The organism is Leisingera sp. S232 (assembly GCF_049800895.1).
Taxonomy (GTDB): Bacteria; Pseudomonadota; Alphaproteobacteria; order Rhodobacterales; family Rhodobacteraceae; genus Leisingera.
In genome coordinates this window covers 48,822-68,870 of record NZ_JBNAFX010000005.1, presented here as the reverse complement: position 1 = coordinate 68,870, position 20,049 = coordinate 48,822, and the positions used below count along the sequence as shown (strand labels likewise).

Below are 20,049 nucleotides of genomic sequence, written 5' to 3'. Positions count from 1 at the left end.
TTGCTCATGCTGCTGCCGCCCGTAATGATGACGGATCATTCAGACGACGACACCGAATTCGGTGTCATGACCAAAACGCGGCCCAAGACCAAGCGTCCGCCGCGTTACAAGGTACTGCTTCTGAATGATGACTACACCCCGATGGAATTCGTGGTGATGGTGTTGGAACGTTTCTTTGGCATGACGCACGCGCAAGCGTTTGAGATCATGCTGACGGTGCACAAAAAGGGCGTTGCCGTTGTAGGCGTGTTCAGCCATGAGGTGGCGGAAACCAAGGTTGGACAGGTGATGGATTTCGCCCGCCGCCATCAGCACCCGCTGCAGTGCACCATGGAAAAAGAAGAATAAAGAGGCCCTTAGATGTCTGTTCGCTTGTCACTGGCCGCCCAATCGGGCGGCTTTGCTGTGCCGTCTGAGGGCCGCATTGCCGTGTTCCATCCGCGCGCGGACCACGATCTGTCGGCCTTGCCCAAGGATCAGGTTCTGGTCATCCAGCCGTTCCGCCCGGACCACGATCATTTTGCCACCCAGGGCTTTGCCTGTGCCCCGTCGCTGGAGGCAGGCGCGGACTATGCCGCGGCCGTTGTCTTCCTGCCGCGGGCCAAGGCGCTGGCCCGTATGCTGGTGGCGCAAGCCGCCGCCGCGGCTTCGGGGCAGGTGCTGATCGATGGTGCCAAGACGGAAGGCATTGATTCGCTCCTGAAGGACCTGCGCAAACGCTGCGCTCCTTCGGAGCCGGTGTCCAAGGCACATGGCAAGGTGTTCTGGATCGACGGCGGGACTGCTCTGCCTGATTGGCTGCCGGATGGTCCGCAGCAGGTCGAGGGGTTCATAACCGCGCCCGGAGTGTTTTCGGCGGATGGGATCGATCCGGCTTCGCGAATGCTGGCAGCAGCGCTGCCGGTGAAGCTGGGCCGCTGTGTGGCCGATTTGGGGGCCGGCTGGGGTTATCTTTCGACCCAGGTGTTGCAACACGAAGGCGTTGAAGAAGTGCATCTGGCAGAGGCCGATCACGCTGCACTGGCCTGCGCCCGGTTGAACGCAGCAGACCCGCGGGCGCAGTTCCATTGGGCCGACGCCCGGACCTGGAAGGCGCCGGGGGTGGTGAACACGGTGGTGATGAACCCGCCGTTTCACACCGGACGCGCGGCGGAACCGTCACTGGGGCAGGCCTTCATCGCGTCGGCGGCGTCCATGCTTGCGGCCAATGGGTCACTGTGGATGGTTGCCAACCGGCATTTGCCTTATGAAACCGTACTGGCAGACCGTTTTTCCCAGGTGCGCGAAGAAGGCGGCGACAACCGGTTCAAGATCCTGCACGCGGCCAAGCCGAGGCGCGGGCGCAAGTAACCACACTGGTCGCGCAATGGCGGTTTCCAAACCGGCAGGCGCGGTCTAACGTGCAGACCAGATTGCCTCAGGGGAGTACCCTTTCATGTCCTTTTCCATTTCCGGTAAAACCGCCATTGTGACAGGCGCCTCCAGCGGTATCGGCCTGGCGATCGGCAAGCAGTTCGCCGATGCCGGCGCCAATGTAATGTTTGCTGATCAGTCCGAGGCACAGCTGGTAGATGAGCTGGGCGAACAGGCTGACGAAAGCAACATCCGCTATTTCGCGGGCGATCTGCGCGAACGGCTGACCATTGCCAACCTGCTGTCGGCCACCATCGACGCCTTTGATGACATCGATATTCTGGTCAATGGCGCTCGGCAGGTTGTGGCAACTGACCCGCTGGACGCCCAGGACGACACTCTGGATCAGCTCATGAACCAAAGCCTGCTGCCGACGGTGCGCCTGTCCCAGCAGGTGGCCAGGCGGATGATCAAGCAGAGAGAAGAGCGCGAAGAGGACGGCCCCCTTGGCAGCATTATCAACCTGTCCTCAATTGCGGCCCGCCGCACCCACCCTGAGCTGATGGCCTATTCCGTGGCCTCTGCCGCATTGGATCAGGCAACACGCTCTCTGGCGGTGGCGTTGGCCCCGCACCGGATCCGGGTGAACTCGATCGGCTTTGGTTCAGTGATGAGCGCTTCGATGCAGGCAACGCTCAAGGAAAACCGCAGTTTTCGTCAGGACATCGAGGCGCACACCCCGCTGGGCCGGGTTGCCTCCCCTACGGAACTGACTGAGACTGCGCAGTATCTGGCTTCCGACGCCTCTGGTTTCATGACCGGACAAGTGGTGACACTGGATGGCGGCCGTACCCTGCTGGACCCTGTGTCCGCGCCGATGCACTGATTGGATACGGGCTGTGACTTCTGAAATGACAAATGAAAAGGCTCAGGCTGCCGCCTGGTTCCGGGAGCTGCGCGACCAGATCGTTGCCGCCTTTGAGGGGCTGGAAGACAGCCACGGCGAAGGCCCCTTTGCAGAGATGGAACCGGGCCGGTTCGAGGTGACGGAGACGAAACGCACTTCGGATGATGGTTCCGACGCAGGCGGCGGGCTGATGAGCGTGATGCGCGGTGGCCGGGTTTTTGAGAAGGTCGGCGTCAACATCTCCGAGGTTTACGGCACCCTGGGTGAGCGCGCGCAGAACGCGATGGCGGCGCGCAAGGGCATTCCCGGCATGAAGGAGGATCCGCGCTTCTGGGCTTCGGGGATTTCGCTGGTGGCCCATATGCGCAATCCGCATGTCCCGGCCGTACATATGAACACCCGCATGTTCTGGACCCCGCATGCCTGGTGGTTCGGCGGCGGTTCCGATCTGAACCCCTGCATCGAATATGATGAGGACACCGCGCATTTTCACCGGACACAGAAACAGTATCTGGAGCCGCATGGCGAAGACCTCTACCCGCGGCTTAAAGAATGGGCAGACGAGTATTTCTATATTCCCCACCGAAAGCGTGCCCGCGGGGTGGGGGGCATTTTCATGGATGACCACAATACCGGTGATTGGGCTGCGGATTTTTCTCTGACACAAGACATCGGCCGCGCCTTTTTGCCGGCCTTTGTTCCACTAGTCGAAAAACGCCGTGTGCAGGCGTTTGATGACGCCGACAAGGACGCGCAACTCGTTCATCGCGGGCTTTATGCTGAATACAATCTGGTCTATGACCGCGGCACCAAGTTCGGCCTGGAAACCGGCCACGACGCCAATGCGGTGCTGATGAGCCTGCCACCGCTGGCCAAATGGGTTTGATCTGCCTCTGATGACCGCGCAACGCGCCGCCCCTGGGTCGCGCGTTTTTCTTGCGGCGGATTTACGCTGATATGTGCTCATTGGGGCGCGACTTTGCGTCGCTCCACGCTAAGATGGAAATCAACAGGCAAAGAAAAGAGCAGTTGGAACGAAGCAAGGCAGGGAGCACATCACATGCGCAGACTGGTTCTTGGGGTATTGGCACTGACATTGGCAGCGGGGTGCGGAGGGCCGGCGGAAAGGAACGCCGACACTGCGCAGGTCACCCGCACGGAACCTGCAAAGGCAAAGCTGGCCGGTCTTGCGACTTATCCGCGTTTTGGTGACCGCGACCCACATGACTGGGAAGGTCGCAAGCCCTGGTCCTACCCGGTGCACGGCATTGACGTCTCACGCTATCAGGGAGACATCAACTGGGGCAAGGTGCGCCGCGCCGGCGTGTCCTTTGCCTATATCAAAGCGACTGAGGGCGGCGATCATACTGACGAACGGTTTCGCGAAAACTGGCGCGGCGCGCGGGCTGCGGGGTTGAAGCGCGGGGCGTATCATTACTATTATTTCTGCCGCCCGGCGGCCGAGCAGGCCCGGTGGTTCATTCGCAATGTGCCCAAAGACTCGAAGGCGTTGCCGCCGGTTCTGGATATGGAATGGAACCACCGCTCCCGCACCTGCAGGCTGCGCCCCGACGGCGCCACAGTGCGGGCTGAGGCGCGCAAGTTCCTGAACATTCTGGAACGCCATTACGGCAAGCGCCCGGTGGTTTACACGACAGTGGATTTCTACCGTGACACCGGCATCGGACGGCTTGGCGGCACCGAGTTCTGGCTGCGCTCCGTCGCAGGCCATCCGCGCAAGGTCTACCCCGGCGAGACTTGGAGTTTCTGGCAGTACACCGGCACCGGCCAGGTGCCGGGGGTGAAAGGGGATGTAGATCTCAACACCTTCCGTGGCAGCCCGGACAGCTGGCTCAGGTGGTCGGGGCAGATCTGACCCTGAGGCAGGGGGCTTTGCCCCCTCGCGCCCTGGGCGCTCACCCCCAGGGTATTTCCGGCCAGAAAGAAGCAGGTTTCAGTGTCTGGTCGGCAACGAGCCGGAGCGCGATGCAGGGCCTTGCTTCAGGCTTTCCAGTCAAAGAAGCCTTTGCCTGCCTTCTCCAGCAGTTTGGCGGCCATCTCCCGGCCCAGCCCCGCACCATCTTCAATCGCGCAGCTCTGGTCATCATGGATCGCCTCAGACCCATCCGGGCGCAGAACCTCGCCGCGCAGGCGGAGGGTGGTGCCGTCGAGTTCTGCCAAGCCGGCAATCGGTGTCTCGCAAGAACCGTCAAGCGCTGCCAGGAACGCCCGCTCTGCCGCCAGCCGTTGGCCTGTCTGATGATCATGGATCGCTGCCAGCATATCACCCGCGCGGCTGTCATCGGCGCGTCGTTCAATGCCGATCGCGCCCTGAGCCACCGCGGGCAGCATGTCACGGGTCTCAATCGCATTGGCAGGCACATCTGTCATTGCCAGGCGGTTCAGCCCTGCCATGGCCAGGAAGGTGCATTCCGCTACGCCCTCGGACAATTTGCGCAGACGGGTCTGAACGTTGCCGCGGAATTCGACCACCTGCAGGTCCGGGCGGCGGTTCAGGAGCTGTGCCCGGCGGCGCAGCGACGAGGTGCCGACCACCGCACCTTTGGCCAGATCATGCAGCGATGTCAGCGAAGGTGAGATAAACGCATCCCGCACATCCTCGCGCGGGAGATAGGTGTCGAGCGCCAGCCCCTCAGGCTGCAGTACCGGCATGTCTTTCATCGAATGCACGGCAATGTCGATGGCGCCGGACAAGAGACCCTCTTCGATCTCCTTGGTGAACAGCCCCTTGCCGCCTAGTTCCTTCAGCGGCTTGTCAGCTGCAATCAGTGCCTGATTGTCGCCGGTGGTCTTGATCACCACGATGTCAAACGCCTCTGGCGGCAGGTCAAAGGCAAGAGCCAAGCGCGCACGTGTCTCATAGGCCTGGGCCAGCGCCAGCGGCGATCCGCGGGTGCCGATTTTCAGGGGCGAAGCGGGGGAGGGCAGGGTCAGTGTCATGCAGAAAGCCTTAAATCAGTTTGCGCCGCGGTGGAAACCGGTTTTTGCCTCTCACATGGCCGTCTTGCCGGAACCTTGATCTGGAACAAGGCGCCCCTGCACGCGGCGCGGCACATCGCCCCTGCTCTTGACATTCTGCCCCACAGGCGTGACCTCAAGGCAAGATCAATGTGAGCGGATGAGAGCGAGGAAACACATGGCGGGACAAAAGAAGCTGCTGCGCGCATTGGCGGGTGAGACACAGGATGTGCCGCCGATCTGGATGATGCGCCAGGCGGGCCGCTATCTGCCGGAATACCGCGCAACCCGGGCCGAGGCCGGGGATTTCCTGTCGCTCTGCTACAATCCTGAGCTGGCCGCCGAGGTGACGCTGCAGCCGATCCGCCGCTATGGTTTCGACGCGGCGATCCTGTTTGCCGATATCCTGCTGATACCGCAGGCGCTGGGCGCCGATCTGTGGTTCGTGACCGGCGAGGGCCCGCGGCTGTCGACCATCACGACCGAGGGGGATTTTGCCAAGCTGGGCCCGGTATCTGATATCCATGAGACGCTGAACCCGATCTATGAAACGGTCCGAATCCTGTCGCGCGCGTTGCCTGCGGAGACCACGCTTATCGGCTTTGCCGGCGCGCCCTGGACGGTGGCGACCTATATGATCGCAGGCCGCGGCACCCCGGATCAGGGGCCGGCACATGCCCTGCGCGAAGAAAACACCGCGTTGTTCGAGGCCCTGTTGGCGCGGATTACCGAAGCCACCATTGAATATCTTTCCAAGCAGATCGAGGCCGGCGCAGAAGTTGTCAAGATCTTCGACAGCTGGGCGGGGTCTCTGAAGGGGGAAGCGTTTCAGAAATACGCGCTGGAACCCTGCCGCCAGATCACCGCAGCGTTGAAAGAGCGCCACCCGGGTATCCCCGTTATTGGCTTCCCGCGCGAAGCGGGAGACAAATACGTAGGCTTTGCCAAGGCGACCGGTGTTGACTGTGTGGCGCTGGACAACTCCGTTGATCCGGCCTGGGCGGCGGCCCATGTTCAGGCCGACGGCTGCGTGCAGGGAAACCTGGCATCCCGGCACATGGTGACCGGCGGGCAAGAGCTGGTGGATGAGACGCGCCGCATTGTCGAGGCGTTCAGGAACGGCCCGCATATCTTCAACTTGGGTCATGGCATAACACCGGACGCTGATCCGGCGAATGTCCAGCTGATGATCGATACCGTCCGCAGCAGCTGACCCGCGCGGCCGACCCGGCCTTGTGCCGGGCCGCTGTTTCGGGCATCAGCGCAGCAAGACGCGCAGCGAACGAGGGTAGATCGGTGGATTACGGTAAATCTGGAGCACCTAAGATGGGCAAGAACAAACCACGTCACGCCGAACATAATGCCAAGGGGACCAAGAAGAACCCTTTTGGCAAGCATTCGGACAAAACTGAGCTGCTCAAGCGGATGAAAGCCGCAGCTGACAAGGCCAAGAAAGAAGACTGACTTTAGCGGGTCAGCTCTGCCAGGATCTCCTCGGTGTGCTGGCCACGCCGGGGGATCTCCGGCGGGATCCAGTCTGGTTGGCCTGAAAAGCGAGGGGCAGGGGCGGCCTGCAGTATGCCCCCCGCCGTCACCCAGGCGCTGCGGGCGTTCATTGGATGCTTCAGCGCTTCTTCGGGGTTCAGCACCGGCGCCACGCAAGCATCTGATCCTTCGAATAGAGCTGCCCAATGATCGCGCGGCTGGCTGGCGAAGATTCCGGCAAGACGGCCGGTCAGGGCGGGCCATTGGGTTTTGTCATGCTGCTGCTGAAATGCAGCATCCTCCGCCAGCCCCAGTATTTTCAGAAACAGCGCATAGAACTGCGGCTCCAGGCATTGGACCGAGACATAGCCTCCGTCGGCGCAGGCATAGGTGCGGCTCCAATGCGGCCCATCGAGCAGGTTTGCGCCACGTGTGACGCCAAAGTTTCCGGCCTGCCGGATGCTCATCAAAAGGTTCATCATATGGGCTGATCCGTCATAGATCGCCGCATCTACCACGCAGCCCTTCCCCGTGGCCCTGGTCTTTAGAAGGCCTGCCAGCATGCCGACAGCCAAATACATTGCACCGCCACCGATATCGCCGGTCAGAGTGGCGGGCGATATCGGTGCATCGCCGGGGGCTGAGGCATACCACAAAGCGCCCGACAGCGAGATGTAGGTGAGGTCATGGCCCGCCGCATGGGCCAGCGGGCTGTCCTGGCCCCAGCCGGTCATCCGGCCATAGACCAGGCTTGGGTTCACTGCATGGCATTGTTCCGGCCCCAGCCCCAGCCGCTCCATCACGCCGGGGCGGAAGCCCTCAATCAGCCCGTCGGCGGTGACAGTCAGAGCAAGAAACCTTTCCAAATCGTTGGCGTTCTTGAGATCCAGCTCTATCGAACGCTTTCCACGGTCCAGTAACGAGTGTTCAGGCATCCCGGGCGTGACACCACCGCCTGTGCGGTTAATACAGATTACGTCTGCTCCGAGGTCGGCCAGCAACATCGCGGCAAAAGGGCCGGGCCCCAGCCCTTCTACTTCCAAAATGCGGATGCCCTGCAGCATTTGGTGCCCCTCTCTGTGGTGTTCGGCGCTGGCAGTGTGCGGCGGGCTAGGGGCCTGCGGCAACCTGCTGGCGGAACTTCCGTGGCGGCATTCCGGTTCCCTTTGCAAACACCCGGCTGAAATGCGCAGGGTCGGCGAAGCCGAGCTCATAGGCAATCTGAGCGGCCGTCAGGCTGGTATAGATTAGCAGCCGACGCGCTTCGCGCAGAACCCGGCCGTTGACCAGTGCCGAGGCAGGCTGCCCGGTGGCCTGATGCGCGACCCGGTTCAGATGAGTGGGTGAGACAGCCAGTTCAGCGGCGTATTCCGACAATGGTCGGCGCAGCCGGAAATCGCGTTCTACTAGCGCTTCGAATCGGGAGAACAGCGGGCTGACTATGGGCAGAGCAGAGACATTTTTGCCGCTGGCAATGGAGCGTGCAGTCAGGGTGACTGCAGAAAGAGCCAAGCTGCGCAGCATCTGGGCCCTGCCAAATTCGTGGCCGGAGTATTCGCGGAAAAGCTGTTCAGTCACGCCCTGCAGACTGGCAGGTAATGGCAGCACCGCTGGCTGATCCAGAAGAATGCCCACGCCCTCTCCGGATGCCAGATGCTGGTCCAGAAGGTCTGAGGCCAGGGTGACAACCCAGCCGCTGGTGCCGCTGTCAAACCGGAAACCATGCACAACGCCGCGGGGCACATTGATCAGGCAGGGCGGCACCAGAGAATGGGTGAAACCGTCAATTTTCGTCGAACCGCCGCCGCCGTTCAGAACCAAAAACTGGTGCAGACGTGCATGCCGGTGCGGCCTCAGTTCCCAGTCGTGCAGTTCAGATCGTGCGCGAATGGTTTCAACATGCAGGATATCTGCAAGTTCGGAAGTCTCACCAAACAGGCTGAAGCTATCGATGCGGGGTGAGGTGCTCATGTGCGAAATATACAATTTCTGGCGTGTATGGTCCATTCGCTAGCAGGCATAAACAGCGCATACTTTCCTTCGCACGAAACGCTGAGGTCTCTTGGGGAACGCGCATGTCCGCACTTCAAACACAGGTCGTCATCATCGGCGGCGGCCCGTCCGGGCTGCTGCTGTCGCAACTTTTGCATCGCAAAGGGATCAGCTCCATCGTGCTGGAGAGGCAGACACGGAGCCATGTGATGGGCCGCATCCGGGCGGGCGTGCTGGAACATGGATTTGTAAACTTGATGCGCGAGGCAGGCTGCGGCAGGCGCATGGACCGGGAAGGCGAAGTCCACGCGGGGTTCTGTATCGCCCATCAGGGACAGCTGAACCGGATTGACCTTGCAAGCCGCACCGGCGGCGAAACCGTGATGGTCTATGGGCAGACTGAAGTAACCCGCGACCTGTATCAGGCGCGGGATGCGATGGGCGGGGTGGTAATCCACACAGCACAGAACGTGCAACTTCATGCCTTGAACGATGCGCGTCCCTTTGTGACTTGGGAGCTGGACGGTGTCTCTCAGCGGGCCGAGTGCGATTTCATTGTTGGTGCCGACGGGTTCCACGGGGTCAGCCGCAAATCGATTCCCGCAGATGTGCTGAAGGAATACGAGAAGATCTATCCTTTCGGCTGGCTTGGGGTTTTGTCTGAAACAGCGCCAGTGTCGGACGAGCTGATCTATGCCCGGCATGAACGCGGTTTTGCCTTGTGCTCGCTGCGCAGCCCGGTTCTCAGCCGCTACTATATTCAAGTGCCATCGACGGATCAGGCGAAGGACTGGAGCGACAAAGCTTTCTGGGCGGAGTTGAAACGGCGGCTGCCAGCGGATGTTGCTGCAGCTTTGCAGACTGGACCTTCTATTGAAAAATCCATCGCTCCGCTGCGCAGTTTCGTGGCAGAGCCAATGCGCTATGGCAATCTGTTTCTGGCCGGGGACGCGGCGCACATCGTGCCGCCGACCGGAGCCAAGGGGCTGAACCTGGCTGCGTCGGATATTCATTATCTCTATCACGGGCTGTTGGAATACTACGTGAAAGGCAGCTGTGCCGGGCTGGACGCCTATTCGGAAAAGGCGCTGGCGCGGGTTTGGAAGGCCGAACGGTTCAGCTGGTGGATGACGAACCTTTTGCACAGCTCGCCGGACGGGTCGGAGACCGACCTGCGGCTGCAATCTGCAGAGCTGGACTATCTGTTTTCGTCGGATGCGGCACAGGCTTCGATGGCAGAAAACTACGTAGGGCTGCCATATTGACGGTGTCAGTCGCTGCTGCTCTGCCGTTTCAGAGACGGTGTTTGCCGACCGCGAGGACAACGGGCAAGCGGAGCCGGGCAGTCCCCTGCGGGCTTGGCAGGGCCAGGCAGGGCAGCTAGGTCTGAAAGAAGATGAAATGAAACGCCAGGGAGACCCAGCCTATGCAGATGAGTGACCAAAAGGAGATCGCTGCTGATCCTGGAGCTGTCTATGCGGCGCTTCTGTCTCCGGCGGTTCTGAAAGCCTGCATACCAGGAGCGCAGGAAGTGACAGGCACGCCGGAAGACGGCTTTGAGGCAACGGTCACTCAGAAGGTTGGCCCCGTCAAAGCCACGTTCAAGGGGCAGGTCAACTTGTCGGACTTGGTTGAAAACAACAAGCTGACTATCCTGGGCGAGGGCAAGGGCGGTGCGGCAGGGTTTGCCAAAGGCGGGGCCGTGGTGGTACTGGCACGGTCGGAAACCGGCACGCTCCTGTCCTATGAAGTAGAGGCGAAAGTCGGTGGCAAGCTGGCGCAACTGGGCAGCCGGATCATTGATGGTTTCGCCAAGAAGATGGCAGATCAGTTTTTTGCCAACCTCCAGGCACATCTGGCGCCGCAGGAGGGCAACGGCAACGCTGAGCTTTCGGACGAGGAACAAGAGAAAAAAGGCTGGTTCAGCAAGGTCACCGGCCGCGGGTGAACCCTGCGCTGATGCACAGGCCATTCTGCAGCGCATTCCATGGTGCAGGGCTGGTCGATGCGACGAACCGCCGCTAGGGTGGCTGAGATTTGAGACCACCCCGGAGACACTATGGCGGCGATCCTGTCCATCCACGAGTTGCGCAAAACATACGAAGGCGGTTTTCAGGCTCTGAAAGGCGTCTCGCTGGACATTGAAGAAGGCGAAATCCTGGCTCTTCTCGGTCCCAACGGGGCAGGGAAAACAACCCTGATTTCGACAATTTGCGGAATCACCAACGGAACCTCCGGCAGCGTCAGTGTTGGCGGATTTGACAATGTCACGCATTTCCGGCGCGCACGCGCCCTGATCGGGCTGGTGCCTCAGGAAATCACACTGGAGCCTTTCACCGGGGTTCTGGATACGGTCACGTTCTCACGCGGGCTGTTCGGCAAACCCGCCAATCCGGCATTGGTGGAAGAGATCTTGCGCAAGCTGTCGCTGTGGGAGAAGCGGGACAGCCGGATTATGGACCTGTCGGGTGGCATGAAACGGCGGGTTCTGATCGCCAAGGCTCTGGCCCATGAACCGCGCATCCTGTTTCTGGATGAACCAACGGCAGGTGTCGATGTAGAGCTGCGCAAGGACATGTGGGAGATTGTGCAAGAGCTCAAAGCGGATGGCGTTACCATCATTCTGACCACTCATTACATCGAGGAAGCTGAAGCGATTGCCGACCGGGTCGGGGTGATTGCAAATGGCGAGCTGCTGCTGGTCGAAGAAAAAGACCAGCTGATGGCACGGATGGGACAGAAGCAGCTGGAAGTGCAGCTGAGCGCACCGGTCTCCGCAATTCCTGAGTCGCTGGCACAACACAGCTTGCAGCTTGTGAATGACGGCAAGGCCCTGCTTTACAGCTATGACACAAGGGCAGAACGCACCGGCATCACCACGCTGCTGAATGATGTGGCGCAGGCCGGTTTGGTGCTGGCAGATGTGCAGACGCGGGAATCCAGTCTGGAGGATATCTTTGTCGGCCTGGTGTCGGGAGAAAAATTACAGACCGAATCCGTTTCAGGAGATGCAGCATGAACTGGACAGCTGTTGCCACGATCTATAGGGCGGAAATGGCGCGGTTCTGGCGCACATTCCTGCAAAGTTTCATTTCGCCCGTTCTTTCGACCTCACTTTACTTTGTGGTGTTCGGCAGCGCCATCGGCAGCCGCATTCAGGAGGTCGACGGTGTCGAATACGGCGCCTTTATCGTGCCGGGACTGGTGATGTTGTCGGTTATCACCCAAAGTATCTCAAACGCTTCTTTTGGGATCTTTTTCCCCAAATTCATCGGCAACATTTACGAGATCCTGTCAGCACCGATCAATTTCCTGGAGGTGGTCGCGGGGTTTGTCGGAGCGGCTGCGACGAAGTCGCTGTTCATAGGAACGGTCATCCTGTGCACCGCCTCGCTGTTTGTCGATCTGGCTGTTCAGCATCCATTGGCAATGGTGGCGTTTCTGGTGCTGACCTGCCTCAGCTTCTCGCTCATGGGCTTCATTATCGGCATTTGGGCCCGGAATTTTGAACAGCTGCAGCTGGTGCCATTGCTGGTGGTTACGCCGCTTGTGTTCCTGGGCGGCTCTTTCTATTCGATCTCGATGTTGCCGCAGTTCTGGCAGACAATCACCCTTTTCAATCCTGTGGTTTACTTGGTCTCAGGTTTCCGTTGGGCCTTCTTTGGCCAGGCGGATGTGCCTGTTTTGCTGAGCCTTTGCGCCATCGGCGGCTTCACGCTGGCTTGTATGGGCGTTATCTGGTGGATCTTTAAGACCGGCTGGCGCATCCGGGCCTGACCCAAAGGACACAGAACAACGAAGGCCGCCAGCCAATTTGGCGCCCTTCGGTCGTGCCGCCCGGATGACCTCGTGACGCTGCGCGGGCCGTAAATACCACCGGCGCCCGGTCCAATCGGACAGAGGTGGCTTCAAGCTGCCAAGCAGACGGGCAGACGCACCAGGAATGCGGCGGGAACGGGCGTTGCAAAATTGCCCGTGGCTGTGCGGTTTTTGCATTTGAGGGCATTTCCCTCCGGGCCGCACCTTGTTTCACCGCGGGGGGGGCTCTACATCGGCGCCATGAGATTTCACCTGCCTTTCCTGAAAAGACAGCCGCTGGTGGCGGTGGTCCGCCTCAATGGCGCCATTGGTATGCCGGGCCGCGGCTCCCTCAGCGATGCTGCGCTGGCCCCGGTTCTTGAGCGCGCCTTCCGCAAAGGCAAACCCGCCGCCGTCGCGCTGGAAATCAACTCGCCCGGCGGTTCGCCGGTACAAAGCTCGCTGATTGGCGCCCGCATCCGAAGGCTGTCAGAAGAACTAGACATACCGGTCTATGCTTTCGTCGAGGACGTCGCAGCCTCAGGGGGCTACTGGCTGGCGGCTGCCGCGGATGAAATCTGGGCTGATGCAAGTTCCGTACTTGGGTCCGTCGGAGTAATCTCTGCCGGTTTCGGTGCCCATGTTCTGCTGGCCCGCCAGGGTGTTGAGCGTCGGATTTACACCGCGGGTGAGAGCAAATCCATGCTGGACCCATTCCGCCCGGAAAGCCCGGACGACGTGAAACGGCTCAAGGTGATCCTGAACGACATCCATGCGAACTTCATTGATCACGTTACGGAACGTCGTGGCCCCAAGCTGAAAACCGATGAAAACCTGTTCACCGGAGAAATCTGGCTGGCGCGGCGGGCTGAGGAATTGGGCCTGATAGACGGCATCGGCCACCTGAAGCCCAAGATGAAAGAACGGTTCGGCGAGAAAGCCCGCTTCCGCCGCTATGGCCTCAAGAAACCTCTGCTCAGCCGCTTCGGCATGCAAGTTGCGCAGGATGCGCTGACGGGAATTGAGGAGCGTGCAGAATATGCGCGTTTCGGGCTCTGACGTGCTGTTCAAGATCGTTGCAATCTTTCTGGTGGTGATGGCTGTGATGGCGATGTTCGGCAAGCTGCGCTTTCCCGGCCAGAAACAGATCAATTCCAAGCGCTGCCCGTCCTGCGGTCGCTTCCGGATCGGCAAAGGCCTGTGTGCCTGCAAGAAAGGAGGGCCTGGCAAATGATGCCATGGCTGTATTCCGCCCTAGGGTTGGTCATCCTGCTGCTGGCCGGCGATGCGCTGGTTCGGGGTGCGGTGAATCTGAGCCTGCGGCTGGGGGTGCCCGCGATGATCGTCAGCCTGACGATTGTTGCCTTTGGCACCTCAGCTCCTGAACTCTTGATCGCCATCAGTGCAGTGCATGAAGGCGCGGATGGCATCGCCCTGGGCAATGTTGTTGGCTCCAACACCGCCAATATTCTATTGGTGCTGGGCATCCCCGCCATAATGCGCGCCCTTCACACCAGCGAATGCAACACTCGCAAGAACTACATTTTCATGCTGGGAGCGTCCTTTCTGTTCATCGGCCTGGCGTTTTGTGGAACTTTTACCATCTGGTCCGGTTTGATCCTGCTGGCGGTGTTGGCAGGCGTGCTGGGGGTGGCTTTCCATGAGGCGCGCAACCATCGCCGAAACGGCAAGGAATGCGCCTGTGATGACGACCTCGAAGAGATTGAGGAAGCCGATCCTGACATGCCTTATTGGCGGGTCTGCACCTACCTTCTTCTTGGGTTGATTGGCCTGCCGCTGGGTGCCGATCTGCTGGTGGACAATGCGACTGTCATCGCCCGCACTTACGGGATCACCGAGACCGTAATCGGCCTGACGCTGGTCGCCATCGGTACGTCGCTGCCGGAGCTGGCGACCACCGTGATGGCGGCGATGCAGCGCCAGGCGGATGTCGCGCTGGGCAATGTGATTGGCTCCAATATGTTCAACCTGCTGGCCATTATCGGCATTGCCACCTTTGTTGGACCGATCAGTGTCGATCCTGAGTTCCTGTATTTCGACCTGTGGGTCATGCTGGCCGCTTCGCTGCTGCTCATCCCTTTTGTCTTTTTCAAACAGGACATAACCCGAGTTTGGGGGGGCGTTCTGACGGCGCTGTATCTGGCGTATATGTTCGTCCTGTTCTAACGTTTTACTGCACTATCAGCAGGGGGCGCAGATGCGGGCATTGGTGACCGGAGCGGGCAGGCGGCTTGGCCGCGCTATGGCTTTGCGGCTTGCGGCGCAAGGCTGCGATGTCGCGGTTCACTACGCGTCTTCGGCCGACGATGCAGAGGAGACAGCGGCGCAGATCCGTGCACTGGGCCGTCGTTCCCTGACTTTGCAGGCGGACCTGATGGAAGAGGAGCAGGCCAGTTCGCTACTGCCGCGCGCAGCTGAGGCGTTGGGCGGTCCCGTGTCATGTCTGGTTAATAACGCCTCCGTTTTTGAATATGACACGCTTTGTACCGCCACGCGGATCAGCTGGGACCGGCATCTGAACAGCAATCTAAGAGCGCCGTTTCTGTTGTTGCAGGCGATGGCTGAACAAGACGTGCCGCTGGAGATGGATCGCGGAGGAGAGCCGCGCGCCTGGGGGCTGGCAGTCAACATGATCGACCAGCGGGTGCGCAAGCTGACGCCGGAGTTTATGACCTATACCCTGGCCAAATCGGCGCTGTGGACGCTGACCCAAACCGCGGCTCAGGCACTGGCGCCGAAGATCCGGGTCAACGCGATCGGCCCTGGCCCGACCTTGCAGGGCGCACGGCAAAGCGAGGACCAGTTTTTCCGTCAGCGCAAAGCCACAATTCTTCAGCGCGGCGCTGATGCGGAGGATGTCACTGCGGCGCTCAGCTATCTTTTGCAGGCGAAGGCCGTGACAGGGCAGATGATTTGCGTCGACGGCGGTCAGCATCTTGGCTGGCAAACCCCGGACAGCGAAGGGCTTGAGTGACGCATATCGGGGTAAAACCGTCTCTTTCGCCAGAAGTTTTGCACCGTTGCACGTTCCGTCACAGAAGCGTTACAAAAGAATCTTTCTTTTCAAAACGTTGACAGGTGGAAGGAAAAGTTTTCCATTAAATCAATATCTTACCATATTGCCTAAAATTTAGGCGTTTATCCAAAACCGCTCTGAAATAAGGGAAAAGGCGGGATAGCCCAAAGATATCTCCGTAGTTATCCACAACTTCCGTGGATTTCCTCACTCTTGATCCGGGCAGGCAAACATTGCAGCCGATGGCAGGGAATCATATGTCTGGACGCATGACTGACCTGCCTTCCGATAACTCTCTCGAAACGCCTGCCCGCACCGGATATGCGGTGATCAAGGATTATGTAAAAACACTGGATGCTTCGCCCGGCGTTTACCGGATGCTGGATGCGGACAGCAGGGTTCTTTATGTGGGCAAGGCACGCAATCTTAAGGCGCGGGTGTCGAACTACACACGGCCGGGCAACAGTCCGCGGATTGAGCGGATGATCGCTCTGACGACTTCAATGATGTTTCTGACCACCCGTACCGAAACAGAAGCATTGCTCTTGGAGCAAAACCTGATCAAGCAGCTGAAGCCCAAGTACAACGTGCTGCTGCGTGATGACAAAAGCTTTCCCAATATATTGGTCGCCAAGGACCACGCCTTTCCACAGATCAAGAAACACCGCGGCGCCCGCAAGCAGAAGGGCAGCTATTTCGGCCCCTTTGCCAGTGCAGGTGCCGTGAACAGGACGCTGAACCAGCTGCAAAAGGCATTCCTGCTGCGCAATTGTTCGGATTCGATGTTCGAGACCCGCACCCGGCCTTGCCTGCAACACCAGATCAAACGCTGCACCGCGCCTTGCACGGGGCTGATCAGCGAGGAGGATTATGCTGCCAGCGTTCGTGATGCAGAACGTTTCCTGTCGGGTCGGTCCACCAAAATTCAGGAAGAGCTGGCGGAACAGATGATGGCAGCATCTGAGGCGATGGAGTTCGAACGCGCGGCGGCGCTGCGCGACCGAATAAAGGCGCTGACCCAGGTGCAGACCTCGCAAGGCATCAATCCGCGCGGCGTGGCAGAAGCAGATGTGATCGGCCTTCATATGGATGGCGGACAGGCTTGTGTGCAGGTCTTTTTCATTCGTGCCAACCAGAACTGGGGCAATCAGGACTTCTATCCGCGGGTTGATGCCGACAATAGCCCGGCGGAGATCATGGAGGCCTTTCTTGGGCAATTCTACAGCAACAAGGAACCACCGCGGCAGCTGATCCTGTCTGATGGCATCGAAAATGCCGACTTGATGGAGGAGGCGCTGAGCGCAAAAGCAGAGCGCAAGGTGGAACTGCTGGTGCCCCAGCGCGGCGAAAAGACCGAACTGGTTGCCTTTGCCGTGCGCAATGCCCGTGAAAGCCTGGCCCGGCGCATGGCTGAAAGCGCAACCCAGGCCAAACTGCTGCGCGGGCTGGCGGAAGCCTTTGGTCTGGAAGGGCCGCCGCAGCGGATCGAGGTTTACGACAACTCTCACATACAGGGCACAAACGCAGTTGGCGGTATGATTGTCATGGGGCCGGAAGGTTTCAGGAAAAACGCCTACCGCAAATTCAACATCAAGGGTGATGATCTGGTGCCGGGTGATGACTTTGGCATGATGAAGGAAGTGCTGAATCGCCGTTTCTCGCGCCTTCTGAAGGAAGATCCAGACCGCGAAAAAGGCCTCTGGCCCGACTTTCTGCTGATTGACGGCGGTGCCGGGCAAGTTTCTGCAGTGGCAGAAATCATGGAAACACACGGGGTCCAGGACATCCCAATGGTGGGGGTTGCCAAGGGCGTAGACCGCGACCATGGCAAAGAAGAGTTCTACCGCCCGGGCGCGCGCGTGTTCGCCTTGCAGCGCAATGACCCGGTGCTCTACTTTATTCAGCGGATGCGGGATGAGGCGCACCGGTTTGCCATCGGTACCCACCGCGCCAAACGCGCCAAGGCACTGAGTGCCACTCCGCTGGACGAGGTGCCGGGTGTCGGGGCATCGCGCAAGCGGGCATTGCTTGCGCATTTCGGCAGCGCCAAGGCCGTGAGCCGCGCCAACCTGGTCGACCTGAAAGCGGTTGAGGGGATCTCGGAAGCTTTGGCGGAGCGGATCTATGACCATTTCCACGCGCAAGGTTAGCAAGCTGATTTTGAGTTGAAGGGCAACCGCGCTACGTTAGCAGGACAGCTTGTGACTGGGCGGAGAAATTATGCCGGTATCCTTGACCGTGAAAAATGTTGTCTATGACACCTACTCAGTGTCGGGAAAAACGCTGCCCGACATTGCCAAAAGTATCAAAACAAAGGGGCCGAAAGACCCCAACGACAACAAGAAGGTGGCGTTTCTGACCACCACGGAACTGGAGTGCCTGACGGCCAAGGGGAAATACGTTGCAGAGGGCAAGCCCAGGATCGACAAGAAAACCGGATGGTTTGAAGTGACTGCAAAGGTCTCCGCGCTGAAACTGATCCTACACACGACAGTCCGATGCCCGAAACGTTCTGTCAGCGGACTGACCCCGCGGGCGCTGATTGAATGGTACCGGTTCTATGCCTGCTGTCTGGTCCACGAGGCACAGCATTTGGACAAGGCCAAGAAGGAATGCGACAAGATAGCCAAGGATCTGAATAAACTCAAAGGCTCCGGGCTGGCAGAGACCGAGGCTGAGGCCTTGAAATTTGCCAAAGAGGATTTGCAGCGGGTGATCCACAATCACATCTTTTTGGACCGGGACCGGTTGAATGAGGTCCATCGCAAATTCGACCACTCCAGTCATCATGGGGAAAAGAAAGGTGCCTTGCTGGACACCTCCATTGGGTGAATGTGACACGCATTGCGTGTATGTAGTGTTGATTGCCGCCGTTGGCCGCAGCCGGTCCACACAGGCGATTGCCGAATTTTGACGAAGCCTGCTTTCCACTTGCCGAACAGCCAGATAATGTGCGCGGCATGACGTGGACTTTGCCCAATATCCTCACCCTGCTGCGGCTGATTGCAGCGCCCGGCTTGGCCGTGATGTTTCTCTATTTCAGCCGCCCCTATGCAGATTGGTTTGCCCTTCTGCTGTTTGTGACAGCAGCCGTGACCGATTGGTTCGACGGCTATCTGGCGCGGGCCTGGAAGCAGGAAACCAAGATGGGAGCCATGCTGGATCCGATTGCCGACAAGGCGATGGTTGTGATTGCACTGATGATTCTGGTGGGCTATGCCGCCGAACAATGGACCCCCTGGCTGGTGCTGCCTGCGACGGTGATCCTGTTCCGCGAGGTGTTTGTGTCCGGCCTGCGTGAATTCTTGGGAGATACCGCCGGCACGCTGAAGGTGACCAGACTTGCCAAGTGGAAGACAACCGCCCAGATGATCGCCATCGCGACGCTGTTTTCGCAGGGTATTTTTGAACATTACCTGGTGATGTCGTCCTTTGGTATGGACCAGGCGCTGATTGACCAGATCATGACCGGGCAGGTGTCCGACGAAATGGGATTGCGCTGGAAATTCGACGGGATGATCTGGACTGGCCGTATCGGGCTTTGGCTGCTGTGGATTGCTGCGGCGCTAACCGCCATTACAGGGGTCGATTATCTGCGCAAGGCGATGCCACATCTGAAGGAAGTGCATTGATGGATGTTCTGTATTTCGCCTGGGTGCGTGAACGCATCGGTCTGCCGCGCGAACAGGTGGAAACGTCAGCGGCCACCGTCGCCGATCTGGTAGAGGAGCTGCGCGCGCGCGAAGAGCGCTATGCGGCGGCTTTTTCTGATCTGTCTGCACTGCGGGTCGCATTGGATCAGGAGCTGTCGGAGTTTGATGCATCTTTGGAGGGCGTGCGCGAGGTGGCCTTCTTTCCGCCAATGACCGGAGGCTGAGGCGATGCGGATCTCCGTGCAGGAAGCCGCCTTTGAGCTTGGCGCAGAGAGCGATGCCTTTGCCGCAGGAGTTGCGAATGCAGGCGCTGTGGTAACATTCACGGGTGTGGTGCGGGACGCTGATCAAGGCGGCCTTCAAGCGATGGAAATCGAGCATTACCCTGGTATGACCGAAAAGGCACTGACGGCCATCGCCGAAGAGGCCATGGACCGCTGGTCACTGGCCGATACGCTTGTGATCCATCGGCATGGTCGCTTGGCCCCGGGCGAACGTATCATGATGGTCGCCACCGCCGCCCGTCATCGCAAGGATGCGTTTGAGGCGGCAGAGTATCTGATGGACTACCTGAAATCCCGTGCCCCATTCTGGAAGAAGGAAATCCTCAGCGGCGGCGGGGCGGATTGGGTGGCCGCCAAGGACGCTGATGAAGATGCACTGAAGCGCTGGCAGGGCGGAAAATCTCCCGCCAGTTGATCAATCATCAAAGATGATTTCCGCCTGTTGGGCGTGGGGGGGGCCGGGGGGGGGGGCGCCCCCCCCCCCGGGCGGGAGCAGGGGGGGGGGGGCCCGGGGGGGTGGCGCCGCGCTTTGCGCGGCGCCACGCCCAAGGCTGATCAGAC

23 protein-coding genes are annotated in these 20,049 nt (G+C 59.8%); 20 read left to right on the top strand and 3 right to left on the bottom strand.

The window, feature by feature from the left end:
• Nucleotides 1–6 precede the first annotated feature (6 nt).
• The 5 genes from clpS to ACP151_RS05765 all read left to right on the top strand — a co-directional run bounded on the left by clpS (nt 7) and on the right by ACP151_RS05765 (nt 4,136).
• Nucleotides 7–348 (top strand): ATP-dependent Clp protease adapter ClpS, encoded by a 342-nt coding sequence (gene clpS, locus ACP151_RS05785; RefSeq protein WP_424977912.1) that lies wholly within the window; start codon nt 7–9, stop codon nt 346–348.
• A 12-nt stretch (nt 349–360) separates the two neighbouring features.
• Nucleotides 361–1,350, top strand: a complete 990-nt coding sequence (locus ACP151_RS05780; protein WP_424977911.1) for a class I SAM-dependent methyltransferase — start codon at nt 361–363, stop codon at nt 1,348–1,350.
• A gap of 85 nt (nt 1,351–1,435) precedes the next feature.
• On the top strand, nt 1,436–2,239 hold the full coding sequence (locus ACP151_RS05775) for an SDR family NAD(P)-dependent oxidoreductase (protein ID WP_424977910.1): 804 nt from the start codon (nt 1,436–1,438) through the stop codon (nt 2,237–2,239).
• A 25-nt stretch (nt 2,240–2,264) separates the two neighbouring features.
• Nucleotides 2,265–3,146 (top strand): oxygen-dependent coproporphyrinogen oxidase, encoded by an 882-nt coding sequence (gene hemF / locus ACP151_RS05770; RefSeq protein ID WP_424977909.1) that lies wholly within the window; start codon nt 2,265–2,267, stop codon nt 3,144–3,146.
• A 174-nt stretch (nt 3,147–3,320) separates the two neighbouring features.
• Nucleotides 3,321–4,136 carry a GH25 family lysozyme gene (locus ACP151_RS05765; protein ID WP_424977908.1) on the top strand — a complete coding sequence of 272 codons (816 nt, stop codon included), beginning with the start codon at nt 3,321–3,323 and terminating at the stop codon, nt 4,134–4,136.
• Between the two features lie 125 nt (nt 4,137–4,261).
• On the opposite strand, the gene hemC is transcribed toward ACP151_RS05765, so the two are convergent.
• Nucleotides 4,262–5,221, bottom strand: a complete 960-nt coding sequence (gene hemC / locus ACP151_RS05760) for a hydroxymethylbilane synthase (RefSeq protein WP_424977907.1) — start codon at nt 5,219–5,221, stop codon at nt 4,262–4,264.
• Between the two features lie 196 nt (nt 5,222–5,417).
• On the opposite strand from hemC, the gene hemE reads away from it, so the two are divergent.
• A complete protein-coding gene (hemE, locus tag ACP151_RS05755) occupies nt 5,418–6,452 on the top strand; it encodes a uroporphyrinogen decarboxylase (protein WP_424977906.1) in 1,035 nt (344 codons plus the stop codon).
• A 113-nt stretch (nt 6,453–6,565) separates the two neighbouring features.
• On the top strand, nt 6,566–6,703 hold the full coding sequence (locus ACP151_RS05750; RefSeq protein ID WP_424977905.1) for a hypothetical protein: 138 nt from the start codon (nt 6,566–6,568) through the stop codon (nt 6,701–6,703).
• A gap of 2 nt (nt 6,704–6,705) precedes the next feature.
• Here the strand turns inward: ACP151_RS05750 and ACP151_RS05745 are convergent, their stop codons facing one another.
• Both ACP151_RS05745 and ACP151_RS05740 read right to left on the bottom strand, forming a co-directional pair.
• Nucleotides 6,706–7,788, bottom strand: coding sequence for a CaiB/BaiF CoA transferase family protein (locus ACP151_RS05745; protein WP_424977904.1), 1,083 nt, complete (start codon nt 7,786–7,788; stop codon nt 6,706–6,708).
• Nucleotides 7,789–7,834: 46 nt separating this feature from the next.
• Nucleotides 7,835–8,695: a helix-turn-helix domain-containing protein gene (locus tag ACP151_RS05740; protein WP_424977903.1), complete on the bottom strand. Its 861-nt coding sequence runs from the start codon at nt 8,693–8,695 to the stop codon at nt 7,835–7,837.
• Nucleotides 8,696–8,799: 104 nt separating this feature from the next.
• On the opposite strand from ACP151_RS05740, the gene pobA reads away from it, so the two are divergent.
• The 13 genes from pobA (at nt 8,800) to ACP151_RS05675 (ending at nt 19,903) form a co-directional block, all read left to right on the top strand.
• The gene (gene pobA / locus ACP151_RS05735) at nt 8,800–9,981 is read left to right on the top strand and encodes a 4-hydroxybenzoate 3-monooxygenase (RefSeq protein WP_424977902.1); all 1,182 of its coding nucleotides are present in this window, start codon (nt 8,800–8,802) and stop codon (nt 9,979–9,981) included.
• A 161-nt stretch (nt 9,982–10,142) separates the two neighbouring features.
• Entirely contained in the window at nt 10,143–10,664 is a 522-nt protein-coding gene (locus ACP151_RS05730) for a CoxG family protein (protein WP_424977901.1), read from the top strand.
• 111 nt (nt 10,665–10,775) lie between these two features.
• A complete protein-coding gene (locus ACP151_RS05725) occupies nt 10,776–11,735 on the top strand; it encodes an ABC transporter ATP-binding protein (RefSeq protein ID WP_424977900.1) in 960 nt (319 codons plus the stop codon).
• Complete coding sequence (locus ACP151_RS05720) at nt 11,732–12,493, top strand: ABC transporter permease (protein ID WP_424977899.1); 762 nt, start codon at nt 11,732–11,734, stop codon at nt 12,491–12,493. The genes ACP151_RS05725 and ACP151_RS05720 overlap by 4 nt, the downstream gene beginning before the upstream one ends.
• A gap of 282 nt (nt 12,494–12,775) precedes the next feature.
• Nucleotides 12,776–13,573 (top strand): S49 family peptidase, encoded by a 798-nt coding sequence (locus tag ACP151_RS05715; RefSeq protein ID WP_424977898.1) that lies wholly within the window; start codon nt 12,776–12,778, stop codon nt 13,571–13,573.
• A complete protein-coding gene (locus ACP151_RS05710) occupies nt 13,554–13,748 on the top strand; it encodes a hypothetical protein (RefSeq protein WP_424977897.1) in 195 nt (64 codons plus the stop codon). The genes ACP151_RS05715 and ACP151_RS05710 overlap by 20 nt, the downstream gene beginning before the upstream one ends.
• Nucleotides 13,745–14,701 (top strand): calcium/sodium antiporter, encoded by a 957-nt coding sequence (locus ACP151_RS05705; RefSeq protein ID WP_424977896.1) that lies wholly within the window; start codon nt 13,745–13,747, stop codon nt 14,699–14,701. The genes ACP151_RS05710 and ACP151_RS05705 overlap by 4 nt, the downstream gene beginning before the upstream one ends.
• A 7-nt stretch (nt 14,702–14,708) precedes the next feature.
• Nucleotides 14,709–15,509 (top strand): SDR family oxidoreductase, encoded by an 801-nt coding sequence (locus tag ACP151_RS05700; RefSeq protein WP_424978019.1) that lies wholly within the window; start codon nt 14,709–14,711, stop codon nt 15,507–15,509.
• Nucleotides 15,510–15,808: 299 nt separating this feature from the next.
• Nucleotides 15,809–17,701 (top strand): excinuclease ABC subunit UvrC, encoded by a 1,893-nt coding sequence (gene uvrC, locus ACP151_RS05695; RefSeq protein ID WP_424977895.1) that lies wholly within the window; start codon nt 15,809–15,811, stop codon nt 17,699–17,701.
• A 70-nt stretch (nt 17,702–17,771) separates the two neighbouring features.
• The gene (locus tag ACP151_RS05690) at nt 17,772–18,383 is read left to right on the top strand and encodes a DUF922 domain-containing protein (RefSeq protein WP_424977894.1); all 612 of its coding nucleotides are present in this window, start codon (nt 17,772–17,774) and stop codon (nt 18,381–18,383) included.
• 128 nt (nt 18,384–18,511) lie between these two features.
• On the top strand, nt 18,512–19,183 hold the full coding sequence (gene pgsA, locus ACP151_RS05685; protein WP_424977893.1) for a CDP-diacylglycerol--glycerol-3-phosphate 3-phosphatidyltransferase: 672 nt from the start codon (nt 18,512–18,514) through the stop codon (nt 19,181–19,183).
• Nucleotides 19,183–19,428: a molybdopterin converting factor subunit 1 gene (gene moaD / locus ACP151_RS05680; protein WP_424977892.1), complete on the top strand. Its 246-nt coding sequence runs from the start codon at nt 19,183–19,185 to the stop codon at nt 19,426–19,428. Before pgsA ends, moaD begins: the two co-directional genes overlap by 1 nt.
• A 4-nt stretch (nt 19,429–19,432) precedes the next feature.
• Complete coding sequence (locus ACP151_RS05675) at nt 19,433–19,903, top strand: molybdenum cofactor biosynthesis protein MoaE (protein WP_424977891.1); 471 nt, start codon at nt 19,433–19,435, stop codon at nt 19,901–19,903.
• The last annotated feature ends 146 nt before the right edge of the window (nt 19,904–20,049 follow it).

Excerpts from the sequence above, each read along its gene's own strand:
- clpS (WP_424977912.1), top strand. The coding sequence starts at position 7 with ATGCTGCTGCCGCCCGTAATGATGACGGATCATTCAGACGACGACACC.
- ACP151_RS05780 (WP_424977911.1), top strand. The coding sequence starts at position 361 with ATGTCTGTTCGCTTGTCACTGGCCGCCCAATCGGGCGGCTTTGCTGTG.
- ACP151_RS05775 (WP_424977910.1), top strand. The coding sequence starts at position 1,436 with ATGTCCTTTTCCATTTCCGGTAAAACCGCCATTGTGACAGGCGCCTCC.
- hemF (WP_424977909.1), top strand. The coding sequence starts at position 2,265 with ATGACAAATGAAAAGGCTCAGGCTGCCGCCTGGTTCCGGGAGCTGCGC.
- ACP151_RS05765 (WP_424977908.1), top strand. The coding sequence starts at position 3,321 with ATGCGCAGACTGGTTCTTGGGGTATTGGCACTGACATTGGCAGCGGGG.
- hemC (WP_424977907.1), bottom strand. The coding sequence starts at position 5,221 with ATGACACTGACCCTGCCCTCCCCCGCTTCGCCCCTGAAAATCGGCACC.
- hemE (WP_424977906.1), top strand. The coding sequence starts at position 5,418 with ATGGCGGGACAAAAGAAGCTGCTGCGCGCATTGGCGGGTGAGACACAG.
- ACP151_RS05750 (WP_424977905.1), top strand. The coding sequence starts at position 6,566 with ATGGGCAAGAACAAACCACGTCACGCCGAACATAATGCCAAGGGGACC.
- ACP151_RS05745 (WP_424977904.1), bottom strand. The coding sequence starts at position 7,788 with ATGCTGCAGGGCATCCGCATTTTGGAAGTAGAAGGGCTGGGGCCCGGC.
- ACP151_RS05740 (WP_424977903.1), bottom strand. The coding sequence starts at position 8,695 with ATGAGCACCTCACCCCGCATCGATAGCTTCAGCCTGTTTGGTGAGACT.
- pobA (WP_424977902.1), top strand. The coding sequence starts at position 8,800 with ATGTCCGCACTTCAAACACAGGTCGTCATCATCGGCGGCGGCCCGTCC.
- ACP151_RS05730 (WP_424977901.1), top strand. The coding sequence starts at position 10,143 with ATGCAGATGAGTGACCAAAAGGAGATCGCTGCTGATCCTGGAGCTGTC.
- ACP151_RS05725 (WP_424977900.1), top strand. The coding sequence starts at position 10,776 with ATGGCGGCGATCCTGTCCATCCACGAGTTGCGCAAAACATACGAAGGC.
- ACP151_RS05720 (WP_424977899.1), top strand. The coding sequence starts at position 11,732 with ATGAACTGGACAGCTGTTGCCACGATCTATAGGGCGGAAATGGCGCGG.
- ACP151_RS05715 (WP_424977898.1), top strand. The coding sequence starts at position 12,776 with ATGAGATTTCACCTGCCTTTCCTGAAAAGACAGCCGCTGGTGGCGGTG.
- ACP151_RS05710 (WP_424977897.1), top strand. The coding sequence starts at position 13,554 with ATGCGCGTTTCGGGCTCTGACGTGCTGTTCAAGATCGTTGCAATCTTT.
- ACP151_RS05705 (WP_424977896.1), top strand. The coding sequence starts at position 13,745 with ATGATGCCATGGCTGTATTCCGCCCTAGGGTTGGTCATCCTGCTGCTG.
- uvrC (WP_424977895.1), top strand. The coding sequence starts at position 15,809 with ATGTCTGGACGCATGACTGACCTGCCTTCCGATAACTCTCTCGAAACG.
- ACP151_RS05690 (WP_424977894.1), top strand. The coding sequence starts at position 17,772 with ATGCCGGTATCCTTGACCGTGAAAAATGTTGTCTATGACACCTACTCA.
- pgsA (WP_424977893.1), top strand. The coding sequence starts at position 18,512 with ATGACGTGGACTTTGCCCAATATCCTCACCCTGCTGCGGCTGATTGCA.
- moaD (WP_424977892.1), top strand. The coding sequence starts at position 19,183 with ATGGATGTTCTGTATTTCGCCTGGGTGCGTGAACGCATCGGTCTGCCG.
- ACP151_RS05675 (WP_424977891.1), top strand. The coding sequence starts at position 19,433 with ATGCGGATCTCCGTGCAGGAAGCCGCCTTTGAGCTTGGCGCAGAGAGC.